General features: G+C 37.3%; 15 protein-coding genes and 1 tRNA gene. 13 read left to right on the forward strand and 3 right to left on the reverse strand.

The window, feature by feature from the left end; genetic code table 11:
• Window positions 1-204 precede the first annotated feature (204 nt).
• The 13 genes from AB1349_10780 to AB1349_10840 all read left to right on the forward strand — a co-directional run bounded on the left by AB1349_10780 (window position 205) and on the right by AB1349_10840 (window position 9028).
• Window positions 205-957 carry a T9SS type A sorting domain-containing protein gene (locus AB1349_10780; GenBank protein ID MEW6557821.1) on the forward strand — a complete coding sequence of 251 codons (753 nt, stop codon included), beginning with the start codon at window positions 205-207 and terminating at the stop codon, window positions 955-957.
• Between the two features lie 69 nt (window positions 958-1026).
• Complete coding sequence (gene gap / locus AB1349_10785) at window positions 1027-2157, forward strand: type I glyceraldehyde-3-phosphate dehydrogenase (GenBank protein MEW6557822.1); 1131 nt, start codon at window positions 1027-1029, stop codon at window positions 2155-2157.
• The gene (locus AB1349_10790) at window positions 2154-2468 is read left to right on the forward strand and encodes a nucleotidyltransferase domain-containing protein (GenBank protein ID MEW6557823.1); all 315 of its coding nucleotides are present in this window, start codon (window positions 2154-2156) and stop codon (window positions 2466-2468) included. Before gap ends, AB1349_10790 begins: the two co-directional genes overlap by 4 nt.
• Window positions 2465-2707, forward strand: coding sequence for a hypothetical protein (locus tag AB1349_10795; protein ID MEW6557824.1), 243 nt, complete (start codon window positions 2465-2467; stop codon window positions 2705-2707). Before AB1349_10790 ends, AB1349_10795 begins: the two co-directional genes overlap by 4 nt.
• Window positions 2700-3896 (forward strand): phosphoglycerate kinase, encoded by a 1197-nt coding sequence (locus AB1349_10800; GenBank protein MEW6557825.1) that lies wholly within the window; start codon window positions 2700-2702, stop codon window positions 3894-3896. The genes AB1349_10795 and AB1349_10800 overlap by 8 nt, the downstream gene beginning before the upstream one ends.
• A gap of 58 nt (window positions 3897-3954) precedes the next feature.
• Complete coding sequence (locus AB1349_10805; protein ID MEW6557826.1) at window positions 3955-4248, forward strand: nucleotidyltransferase family protein; 294 nt, start codon at window positions 3955-3957, stop codon at window positions 4246-4248.
• Window positions 4245-4547: a DUF86 domain-containing protein gene (locus AB1349_10810; protein MEW6557827.1), complete on the forward strand. Its 303-nt coding sequence runs from the start codon at window positions 4245-4247 to the stop codon at window positions 4545-4547. Before AB1349_10805 ends, AB1349_10810 begins: the two co-directional genes overlap by 4 nt.
• A gap of 63 nt (window positions 4548-4610) precedes the next feature.
• Window positions 4611-5516, forward strand: a complete 906-nt coding sequence (locus AB1349_10815; protein MEW6557828.1) for a CsgG/HfaB family protein — start codon at window positions 4611-4613, stop codon at window positions 5514-5516.
• 3 nt (window positions 5517-5519) lie between these two features.
• Window positions 5520-6752 (forward strand): CsgG/HfaB family protein, encoded by a 1233-nt coding sequence (locus AB1349_10820; protein MEW6557829.1) that lies wholly within the window; start codon window positions 5520-5522, stop codon window positions 6750-6752.
• Between the two features lie 20 nt (window positions 6753-6772).
• Window positions 6773-7114, forward strand: a complete 342-nt coding sequence (locus AB1349_10825; protein MEW6557830.1) for a nucleotidyltransferase domain-containing protein — start codon at window positions 6773-6775, stop codon at window positions 7112-7114.
• Between the two features lie 78 nt (window positions 7115-7192).
• A complete protein-coding gene (locus AB1349_10830; GenBank protein ID MEW6557831.1) occupies window positions 7193-8413 on the forward strand; it encodes a 2,3-bisphosphoglycerate-independent phosphoglycerate mutase in 1221 nt (406 codons plus the stop codon).
• A 98-nt stretch (window positions 8414-8511) separates the two neighbouring features.
• Entirely contained in the window at window positions 8512-8853 is a 342-nt protein-coding gene (gene secG / locus AB1349_10835; protein MEW6557832.1) for a preprotein translocase subunit SecG, read from the forward strand.
• Between the two features lie 93 nt (window positions 8854-8946).
• A tRNA-Leu gene (locus AB1349_10840) sits at window positions 8947-9028 on the forward strand.
• A gap of 302 nt (window positions 9029-9330) precedes the next feature.
• Here the strand turns inward: AB1349_10840 and AB1349_10845 are convergent.
• From AB1349_10845 to AB1349_10855, 3 genes are all read right to left on the reverse strand, one after another.
• Window positions 9331-9852 carry a hypothetical protein gene (locus AB1349_10845; protein MEW6557833.1) on the reverse strand — a complete coding sequence of 174 codons (522 nt, stop codon included), beginning with the start codon at window positions 9850-9852 and terminating at the stop codon, window positions 9331-9333.
• A 200-nt stretch (window positions 9853-10052) separates the two neighbouring features.
• The gene (locus AB1349_10850; GenBank protein ID MEW6557834.1) at window positions 10053-10562 is read right to left on the reverse strand and encodes a hypothetical protein; all 510 of its coding nucleotides are present in this window, start codon (window positions 10560-10562) and stop codon (window positions 10053-10055) included.
• A 46-nt stretch (window positions 10563-10608) separates the two neighbouring features.
• Window positions 10609-10986: DDE-type integrase/transposase/recombinase (locus AB1349_10855; GenBank protein MEW6557835.1), on the reverse strand; the 378-nt coding region annotated here is incomplete at its 5' end.

Raw genomic sequence — 10986 nt, forward strand, 5'->3', positions numbered from 1 at the left:
CGGCGACAAAGTAACTGCACAAACTATACAGAAATACATCCAATATCAAAGAGCAGAAGAAGACAGACGCCAGTTAAAACTTGACTTTTAAGATACCCCGCAGCTTGCTGCGGGGAGTATGTCATTGATAAAGAAGACAATCTTTTTATAGCAGACAGGAACAACAACAGGATACAAAAATACGATACATCAGGCAATCTTTTAATGACGATAGATACGACGATACAGGACGATAGACTTAACAAACCACAGGGAGTAATGGTGGTTGACACACAGGGTAAAATTTATATTTCAGACAGGAACAACGACAGGATTTTAATGTACAATTCAACTGGAGCATATATTACTCAAATAACATCTACAACTGCTGGGTTAAATAAGCCCGACGGTGTGTGGGTAAATTTACTTGGCTATATTTTTGTATCCGATACGAACAATGACAGAATTATAACGCTTGACAATTATCTGAATCCTACAATGCGGTTCTCAAATAATTTCAACAAACCCGCCGGAATTACTATTGATACAGAATGCAGTTTGTATGTAGTTGACTCAAACAATAATAGAGTTCAGAAATTTGGACTACCATCAAAAACAAAACTTCTTGCCTCTTCCCCAATTTCCCAATTTCCCAATTTCCTAGTTTCTGATTTTGTAAAAGGCGAAATATACGCATATCCTAACCCCGCGAAAAACGGAAAATCACCGATAATACATATAGAAATCGGAGTTGCTGATAAAGTAGAAATACGAATTTACAACATCGCTGGTGAATTTATACATTCAACAGAGATCACAGAACCGCCACAGGACAGAAACAATGATGGAAAATATGAATACGAATACACTTGGGACATTTCTGATATCGCAAGTGGTGTGTATATTTATACGATAAGGGCAAAGAAAAACGGTTTACCCGATATAAAGGCAACAGGAAAAATTGGGCTAATAAAATGACACGAGGGTTTTATGAAAATCACCGACTACATGGTGCTTGGAATTTGTAATTTGTAGTTAATAGGAGGTATTTTTATGCGTGTAGGTATTAACGGTTTTGGTAGGATTGGGCGATTGGTAGCAAGAGCGATTTTAGAAAGGTATAATAAAACGAATTTGCGTAGTAGCGGATTTCAATCTGCTGATAACGAAGCAAATTCACACCATAATGTAGCCGAGAATTCATTCTCGGTTGAACTGGTTGCTGTGAATGATTTGTTTGATGCAAAATCAAATGCGCATCTGCTGAAATATGACTCTGTTCACGGTCAGTTCCCGGGTGAAATAAAAGTTACCGCGGACGACGAAATCTCGGTTAATAACAAAAAAATTAAAGTGCTGAAAAAGAAAGACCCGTCAGAACTGCCGTGGAAAGAACTTGGTGTTGAGATTGTTGTAGAGTCAACCGGGCTTTTTACTGTAAAAAAAGATGGTATCAACAAAAAAGGTAAAGAGGTAAAAGGCGCCGAAAACCATATCACAAAAGGTGGTGCCAAAAAAGTGATTATCTCAGCACCTGCAGAAGGCGAAGATATCACAATTGTGCTCGGCGTCAATGAAGATAAATATGACCCCAAAAATCATAATGTTATCTCAAATGCGTCCTGCACAACAAATTGTCTGGCGCCTGTTGCAAAAGTGCTCAATGATAACTGGGAGATTGAAAAGGGCTTGATGACAACAATACACGCATATACGAATGACCAGCGGCTACAGGATATGGCACACTCGGATATGAGGCGTGCACGTGCTGCCGCTATCTCTATGATTCCTACATCAACCGGTGCGGCAAAAGCAATCGGCTTGGTAATCCCAGAATTGAAAGGCAAACTTGATGGCTTCGCAATCCGCGTGCCTGCACCTAATGTGTCCGTTGTGGATTTAACCGTATTGCTGAATAAGAAAGCGACTGCTGAGGAGATAAATGCAGAATTTAAAAAGGCATCCGAAGAGAAAATGAAGGGAATCCTTGGCTATATTGATGAACCACTTGTATCAATTGATTTCAATCACTGTCCACTTTCATCACTCGTAGATTCAAAAATCACGAAAGTTATTCAGGATAATTTTGTAAAAGTTTTAGCATGGTATGATAACGAGTGGGGTTATTCCTGTAGAGTGGTTGACTTGATTGATTTCATAATTGAAAAAGGAATATGATGTTTCAGGATAAAAATCTTCAAATTTTTTTAGAAGAAATAAAAAATAAGTTAGATTCTCAACCCAGTAAAATTATTCTATTCGGTTCCAGAGCAAGAAATGAATACACAGACGAGTCAGATTATGATATCATTTTTGTTTTCAATGAAGTTAAACAAGAAATAAAAAAACAGTTAAAAGAGTTAACAATAAAAATGTTAATTGATTACGGAATGGTAATTTCTGATTTCGTATTTGCAGAAAGTGAGTTAGAAAGAAAAAAATACGAACCTTTTATAATGAATGCATTTAAAGAAGGAATCGTTTTATGACAGATAAAAAAATATTGAAAAATCAGATAACTGCGATGATTGAAAAATCCAACCGAGCATTAGAAGATGCGAAAATACTTTTTGAAAAAAATAGAGAAGATAGAGAGAATGGAGATTATAGTTACGAAATGGTAATTGATGAAGAAAAAACAAAAAATGATATAGAAAATGCAGAAAAGATTGTTCTGGCAGTAAAGTATTATCTTAACAAATTTTTTATGAGGGGGACTGATGTCTAAACTTACAATTCGGGATGTGGATTTGACTGGGAAAAAAGTTTTAGTGCGGGTGGATTATAATGTGCCGTTGGATAAATCACAAAATATTACCGACGATACAAGGATAATAGAATCGCTGCCAACATTGAAATATCTTCTTAATGAAAACTGCAAACTTATCCTGTGCTCGCATCTTGGTAGACCTAAAGGCAAGGTTGCGTTGGAGTTCTCATTAAAACCGGTTGCCAAAAAGTTATCAGAACTTTTATCGCAGGAAGTAAAATTTGCGCCAGATTGTATTGGTGAAGAAGTAAAAAAAGTTGCCGCAGAACTAAAGCCGAAAGAAATACTGCTGCTTGAGAATCTGCGTTTTCATCCAGAAGAAGAAAAAAATGACGAAAGTTTTGCAAAACAACTTTCAGAACTGGCAGAGTTCTTCGTGCAGGATGCATTCGGAACAGTTCACAGAGCACATGCATCAACCACAGGTGTGAACAAGTTTTTACCGTCGGCAGCCGGTTTTCTGCTTGAAAAAGAAATAAGATACCTCAATGAAGTGCTGCAAAATCCTGAACGGCCGTTTGTAGCGGTTTTAGGCGGCGCAAAGGTTTCAGATAAAATCGGTGTGATAGAAAATCTTATCCCAAAAGTTGATGCAATCATCATTGGTGGTGCGATGGCGTATACTTTTCTGAAAGCTGAAAATATTCCCGTTGGCAACTCGTTGGTTGAAGATGATAAACTGGATTTAGCAAGACAATTGATTCAGAAATCGTCTAAAATTAGATTGCTTCTGCCAGTTGACCATATCATTGCTGATAAACTTGAAGAAGGTGGTAAAGATGCTAATATAGAAGAAACACGCGGGGTTGAAATAAAAGACGGCTGGATTGGTGTGGATATAGGCTCAATGACTGTCGCACGATTCTGCTGTATAATCAAAGCAGCAAGAACAATTATCTTGAACGGGCCTATGGGTGTGTTTGAAATAGATAAGTTTGCACTTGGCACTAATGCGATTATTGAAACGATTGCAGAAGCAACCAATAATGGTGCAATTTCTATCATAGGCGGTGGTGATAGCGCAGCCGCAGTCAAAAAAGCAGGATTCGCTGACAAGATGTCGCATATCTCTACTGGCGGCGGCGCCTCATTGGAATTTTTAGAAGGTAAAGAACTTCCAGGAATTGCTGCGTTGAAAGAGAAATAGATAAGCGCGACTGGCCTGCAAGGCGAAAATTAGGTTTGTATTAGCAGAAATTATTTTAATGAAAACATTAAATGAAGCAAAACAAATTCTTAAAAAAAATAAACCAGTTTTGAAAACTAAATTCGATGTTAAAGAAATTGGTATTTTTGGATCTATCGTTCGCAGTAAAGCGAAAAAAAGAAGCGATGTGGACATCCTTGTTGAGTTTAATAAAGTTCCTGGAATTTTTGAATTTATTGATTTGGAAGATTATCTACAAAAAGTTTTAAAGAAAAAAGTTGATCTTGTCAGAAAAAAAGCATTGAGACCTGAATTGCGAGATAGTATATTGGAAGAAACAATTTATATATGAAAAACAAGAAAAATTATTTAGAAATGGATTATGAAAATTTTTTGAAAGACGATAAAACTGTTAATACTGTTGTAAGAAAACTTGAAATTATTGGCGAAGCCACAAAGAACATTCCCATATCAATTAAACAAAAATATGACAATGTGAATTGGAAAGGTATGGCGGGGATGCGTGATAAATTGATTCATAATTATTCAGGTGTTGATATTGAGATACTTTGGAAAGTTGTAAAAAAAGATATCGCAGATATAAAACCTAAAATAAAAGAGATTTTTGAAAAATTAGATTCAGAGAAATAATTGAGAAAAACGTGACAGAAACAATAAAAATAATTTCAATTAAGTGAAACGGGAGGTAATAAAATGCGAAGAATAGTTTTGGTCTTATATTTCTTGTTTGTTTGTGTATCTTTTTGTTCTGCAGACACATATGATTATCTGGCTAAAAAAATATCTAAAGGTGCAAAAAATTTAACAAATAAAAAAGTCGCTATCCTGCCATTCCAGTATTACGACGGGAGAACTTCGCCGGGTTCTACAATAGTGGCAGAGTATTTAACAACAAAAATTGTAGAACAGGGCAAATTGCAAGTCGTGGAACGAACATTGCTTAACAAAATTATGGATGAAATGAAACTTGGGAAATCAGGTATTATTGACCAGGAAACTACAAAAGAAATAGGCAAAATTCTCGGTGTAGAAGCAATCGTAACAGGTGTTTTAATAGAAGAAGGGGAAGCAGAAGAAGGGTTGAGAAAAGAAGAAAAAGTTAATATCAATACCCGATTGATAAAAGTAGAAACAGGCGATATATTAGTAGCAGCATCTAAAACAGTAAACAAAACCTGGGAAGATATACCTGCGGCTGAAACAGAAGAACCAACTGCACCTGAAAAAATACCAATAAGCAAACCAGAAGAACCTACACAGCCATCACAACCGGAAGTAATCAGAATTGGTCCGAGTGAAAAAATTGCCGAAGAACCAACACTACTAATACCACAGGAACTGAGGCAGAGTTATCGTTCTTTAACAGAAAATCAGTATAGAAATGCGATTGATATAGCAAAAGATGTTTTTCACCGGAATCAAAATAAGCCATTTATAGCATCACATGCGTTATTTATTATCGGTAGAGCACACGAATCCCAGGGTGAATTCCGCCAGGCTCGTATCGCATATCTGAAAATAATCAAAGATTATCCATACAATAGAATTGTAGTCCAAAAAGCACAATTCCGACTAAAACAACTTGAACGCCAGAGATGAAAAATGAAAAAAATTTTTATAATTTTTGTTTTATTTTTTATAATAGCAAAACAAGTTTCTGCTAAAGAAAATTATGCGGTTGCAGATTTTGTTGGTAAGAATGTATCTGCTGCAGATGCTTCAATCGTCGCTGATTTCATAAGAACAGAACTGGTTAGTATTGGGAAATACAATGTTGTTGAAAAAGCGAATATGAATAAAATACTGGCTGAGGTTGCATTTCAGCAGACAGGATGTACTGAATCGGAATGCGCGGTCCAGATTGGTAGAATCTTGAATGTTCAGAAAATGGTAGTTGGCTCGCTCTCAAAACTTGAAGGTATCTATTACATAACTGCAAATATTGTGGATGTTGCAACAGGCAAGATAGAGAACTCAAAATCTGCTAAATGTAAACTACCGGAAGAACTTATGTCAACCGCGCAGGATTTAACACATTACCTTATAGAAGGCAAAACTGAGAAACCAGAAAGAATTGTGGAACGAAAAACAGGTGATATACAAATCACAAATATAGACGGTAAGAGAGTGCAAATAAATAAAGGTTCTAATGACAAAATAGAAAAGCGACAGATATATAATGTTTATGCTGAAAAGGTAAAAGTTGGAAAAATGAAAATTACAAATGTAGACCAAAAAGAATCAACTGGCAAAATTGTAAGAATTTATGACAAAAATGTTCCTGTAGAAGTTGGTAATACTGTAATAGATACAGGCAGGAAATATAAAACCGGTGGTATCGGTTTAACCGGTGGGTATGGACTTATAGTTCCAATGCGAGAAGATCGGATTAGACCATCAATGAGAGACAGTTGGGGTGGTGGAATATATTATGATTTTGTAGCACCTTCTGGGTTGGGCTTCCAATTAAACTTGACTGGCTATCCTTCCAGTAGTAGGACTGTGTTATGGGATTATCTCTATGAACATGTTACATATAGATGCCCGCTTATAGTTAAATATCATTTGTTTTATGATACAGAGTTATCCCCTTATTTTGGTTTAGGGGTATATTACAATTATACTAAGGCTTATGAACTACGATATTATCAATATTATCAGTGGTACAAAAGAGAGAAGAGTTTATTACCTGTATTCAATGCCGGGGTTGAATTTTTTGCACAACGAAAAGTCCATTTCAGTGCAGATGTAAAATTTTTTATTGGAGAATCTACACCGGGATGTCGTTATCCAAGTCTGATTTGCTTTTCACCTGCTTTAGGTTACCACTGGTAAAGGTAATTAGGTTTGTCGTCATGGATAAGTTAAAAAACTTAACAGAAAAAGAAAAATTAGCAGTTATTAAGCTTGTGGAAGGACTTAAAAAACTGTATAGCGATAATTTAAGTCAAATTTTATTGTATGGCTCAAAAGCACGTGGAGATGCCGAGCCGGATTCAGATATTGATATTTTGGTTGTATTAAAAAAAATGGGATTGTGTTATAATGAAATTGATAAAATTACTAAAATATCAGCACCAATCTGTCTTGAAAATGATTTAGTAATTTCTGCAATTCCGATAGAAGAAGAATGGATAACTGCAGATTATAAAACAATATTTGTTCATAATGTTTTACGAGAGGGAATCTCACTATGACAAAGAACGATGAGATCAAAAAACTTAATATTTCGTAACAGAGATAAAGAAAAAATTAAATACCGAAAGGGATTAGAAATGATAGACCAGGAATTTGTAAAAAAGTTGGCAGTTAAGACAGCAAGTAAAATAGTGCTTTTGGTTATGGATGGGCTTGGTGGACTTCAAAATGAAACAGGCAAAACAGAACTTGAAGTAGCAAACCATCCTAATATGGATGCTCTCGCAAAAAAATCGGTATGCGGATTGTCAGACCCGATTTCAGCAGGTATTACGCCTGGTAGCGGGCCGGCGCATCTTTCTCTTTTTGGCTACGACCCGCTGAAATATGAAATCGGGCGTGGGCTTCTGGATACGCTTGGAATTGATTTCGAATTCACACCAGATGATTTAGCAGCGCGCGGGAATTACTGTACCGTTGATGAAAACGGGATTATCACAGATAGAAGAGCAGGACGGATATCAACAGAAAAAAATACAGAACTCTGTAAAAAACTTGATGGATTAGAAATTACTACTACCCGAACAAGTGTTCGGTGCCGAACATTTGTTCGGCCTGTAAAAGAACACAGGTTTTCTGTAATTTTCAGAGGAAAAAATCTGGCTGATAAACTGCTGGACTCGGATCCGCAAAAAGAAGGGCTTAAACCACTTGAAGTTACCGCAACTGATAAATCAGCCGAACCATCAGCAGAAATCGTCAATAAGTTTATTCTAAAATGTAAGCAAATGCTTACAAATGAAAAACCAGCAAATATGGTTCTTTTACGCGGGTTTTCTAAAATGGTTGATTTGCCAAAATTTCAGGATGTCTATAAACTAACACCTGCCTGCATTGCAATTTATCCAATGTATAAAGGTTTAGCGCGGCTTTGTGGAATGGAGGTGCTCAAAATAGGCGATACAATAGAATCGGAGTTTGAAACTCTGAAAGAAAATTTTTCTAAATACGATTTCTTTTACATTCATATAAAACAAACGGATTCATCAGGTGAAGATGGTGATTTTACAAGAAAAGTAAGCGTGATTGAACAGGTTGATAAATCAATACCGGTATTGACAAATCTTAATCCTAATGTTATAATAATAACTGGCGACCATTCAACGCCCGCAGTGCATTCAGGACACTCATGGCATCCGGTGCCAGTTCTGATTTATTCAAAGAAATGCCGGTTTGACAGGGTTGAAAGGTTCACGGAAACCGATTGCATTTACGGCGGGCTCGGTAAATTGAATTCAAAAGATATTATGCCGTTAGCACTTGCAAATGCCGGTAAATTACTGAAATACGGCGCATAGGAGAGGCAATTAAAAATTGGCAATTAAAAATGAAAAGTTGTGCTGTGTTTTTCTAATTTTTAATTTTGCATTTTTAATTTTTAATTGAATTTAATTATATGTACGGATTCATTTTGACTATTCATATTATAGTAAGTGTTGGGTTAATCCTGATAGTGCTTTTACAGGCAGGTAGAGGTGCTGGTATTTCAGGCCTTTTTGGTGGTGGCGGTGAAACAGGTTTTGGTGGACCAACAACGCCAGTGGTTATCAAAAAAATTACAGCAACAATGGCTGCTGTTTTTATGATAACAGCATTGTTTTTAACAGTAATTGCGTCTAAAAAAAGAAGCAGGTCGCTGGCTGAAAGAATTCCACCTGCACCAGCCCAGACACAACAACAGCAACCTGCACCGCCAGAAAACGCTCCTGCAACACCATCAGTCCCAACGCAACCATAGATACTGCAATTAAAAATGCAAAATTAAAAGTTAAAAATTGAGGCGTGAAGAACATTTTTCATTTTACATTTTTAATTTTTAATTGACTTTTATGCTGGGGTGGTGGAATTGGCAGACACATACGTTTGAGGGGCGTATGCTTAACAGCGTGCGGGTTCAAGTCCCGCCTCCAGCAGATACTGCAAATAATATAAATAGAATCACATTACCTCTTTATAGATTGTTATGAAAAGAAAATTAGTAAATAGTGTCTGCTGAAAAATTATTTTTCTGTTAATATCTTGGAACGGCGACCAATGGCTTCTACCGTTTTTCTGTCGCCTTGTTAATAACCTTGTCTGATTTTTCTATATTCTTGCCACCGCTGTGGATAAATTCATCGCTATCAAGCCCAGACGAATATTTAACTCTTCGTTTTTGAACAGCAACCGCTCTAACCCACGGTGAACTTTTGAAACACCGATGAACCCTTCAATCTTACTCCGGCTTCGCTGTTTCCACTTCACCCATTTTTCTATTTTCTTCGTCAGTAAACCTTTCCGTCCTAACGGCATAAACGCCGCTTTGATTTTTTTCTTCACCAAGCATTTCGCGGTTGGTCTTGCTTCCGTATATTTTATCAGTGATTACCGTCTCTGGCTTTTTGCCAAATCGGTCCTCGTGCAATTTCAAACTCTCTTTCAATACTGCGCCTTCGTTATACGCATCTGTGGAGAACTTGTCTAAAAATAAATAACCATCTACAAAGCTTACACTTGCCTTGGGTCCAAACTCCACCTCTTTGCCACTTTTTCCTCTAACTTGTGGTCTTATATACGGCTTGTGAAAACTTACAATTCTATTTTCTATGCTGTTGATTTTTTTCTTCAGCATCTCTAACTGCTGTCGGTATATCATCTCAGCAACTGATAGTTTTTCTTTTATTTTTGCAATCTCATCGTCGCTGAATTCACTAACCCGCTCAAGTAACTTCTTTAATTGCTCATTGTTGCGTCTCACATATTGTAAGAGTTGTTTCTTCGCTTTATAAATCTCTTTCGCTTTATTCTTCCACTTCTTCTGAAATCCCTGTGCTACCCACGAGCTTATTGGACAAAAGGGAGGTTTAATTTGTTGACTACCACCCCTTTTTTAGTGTTTCAACTACCGCATACCTATGCAATTTTTAAACATTTCCGCACTTGTTTTACCTGAGAAAATCATTCTCGGTTTTTTAAAAATTGCCCGAACCCATCGCTGTTGAGTGGCAGTTCGTTATCCCGTTTCAGAACCAGAGGAGTCGTGCAGTATTTTTCCATGCTTTCTGTGAGCAGCCGTTTGACCTGTTCTACCGTCGTCTCAGCAGTGAGAAGCCAGTTAAGAATATACCGAGAAGATTCGTCCCGTAATACCTGCAACTTCAGCCAGTCAATTCCGACGCGGATATCCATCGCATCCCAACTCCAGCAGACATTCGGGAAAAGGAACTCGTAGAAATTTTTCATTGATTTGAGACCAGTCCGAAACCACTTGTAAAATCCTTCTTTGGTGATGTTCATCTGGTGGCATACCTCTTGAACTGTCAGTTCCTTTTTCAGAACTTTCAGCACCAATTCCATCTTCTCCTGACCGCTTATCTGACGATGAAACCTGTCCTCTGACTTCGGTTGGTTGCTCGGTGACGATTGTGGTTCCTGTTTCTGCTGCTGGTTCTGATTTTGCTCTGTCATCTGTTTTTACCTCTGGTGAATTAAGTTCCGTTTCCGTTGGAATTTTTCAGAAACTCTCTATCTTGCCAAGTGTCTGCGGATGATACGGACGACTGCGAATATGCTGAATGCCAACCTTTATGCAGAACTTTGTGAATCTGCTTCTGCCTCGCCAACTGTAAAATTGCCGACCGTTGTCAGTCAGCACTTCCGAAGGTGTGCCATTTTTCTCTATCGCACCACGCAGAACATCCAGCACATTGTCCTCTGTCTGCCGACGGAACAACCCATGATTGACGATATATCTGGAATTGTCATCTATTATACCTATCAAATATATCCGATACTGCCCCTTCAACATAAAAGTCATTATGTCCATCTGCCATAATGCGTTTGGCGTTGACCGCTCAAAATACCGTACCTGCACGGGCTTGTTGAACTTTTT

This window comes from Elusimicrobiota bacterium (assembly GCA_040757695.1).
Classification (GTDB): Bacteria; Elusimicrobiota; UBA8919; order UBA8919; family UBA8919; genus JBFLWK01.

Excerpts from the sequence above, each read along its gene's own strand:
- AB1349_10780 (MEW6557821.1), top strand. The coding sequence starts at position 205 with ATGACGATAGATACGACGATACAGGACGATAGACTTAACAAACCACAG.
- AB1349_10790 (MEW6557823.1), top strand. The coding sequence starts at position 2,154 with ATGATGTTTCAGGATAAAAATCTTCAAATTTTTTTAGAAGAAATAAAA.
- AB1349_10795 (MEW6557824.1), top strand. The coding sequence starts at position 2,465 with ATGACAGATAAAAAAATATTGAAAAATCAGATAACTGCGATGATTGAA.
- AB1349_10800 (MEW6557825.1), top strand. The coding sequence starts at position 2,700 with ATGTCTAAACTTACAATTCGGGATGTGGATTTGACTGGGAAAAAAGTT.
- AB1349_10805 (MEW6557826.1), top strand. The coding sequence starts at position 3,955 with ATGAAAACATTAAATGAAGCAAAACAAATTCTTAAAAAAAATAAACCA.
- AB1349_10810 (MEW6557827.1), top strand. The coding sequence starts at position 4,245 with ATGAAAAACAAGAAAAATTATTTAGAAATGGATTATGAAAATTTTTTG.
- AB1349_10815 (MEW6557828.1), top strand. The coding sequence starts at position 4,611 with ATGCGAAGAATAGTTTTGGTCTTATATTTCTTGTTTGTTTGTGTATCT.
- AB1349_10820 (MEW6557829.1), top strand. The coding sequence starts at position 5,520 with ATGAAAAAAATTTTTATAATTTTTGTTTTATTTTTTATAATAGCAAAA.
- AB1349_10825 (MEW6557830.1), top strand. The coding sequence starts at position 6,773 with ATGGATAAGTTAAAAAACTTAACAGAAAAAGAAAAATTAGCAGTTATT.
- AB1349_10830 (MEW6557831.1), top strand. The coding sequence starts at position 7,193 with ATGATAGACCAGGAATTTGTAAAAAAGTTGGCAGTTAAGACAGCAAGT.
- secG (MEW6557832.1), top strand. The coding sequence starts at position 8,512 with ATGTACGGATTCATTTTGACTATTCATATTATAGTAAGTGTTGGGTTA.
- AB1349_10850 (MEW6557834.1), bottom strand. The coding sequence starts at position 10,562 with ATGACAGAGCAAAATCAGAACCAGCAGCAGAAACAGGAACCACAATCG.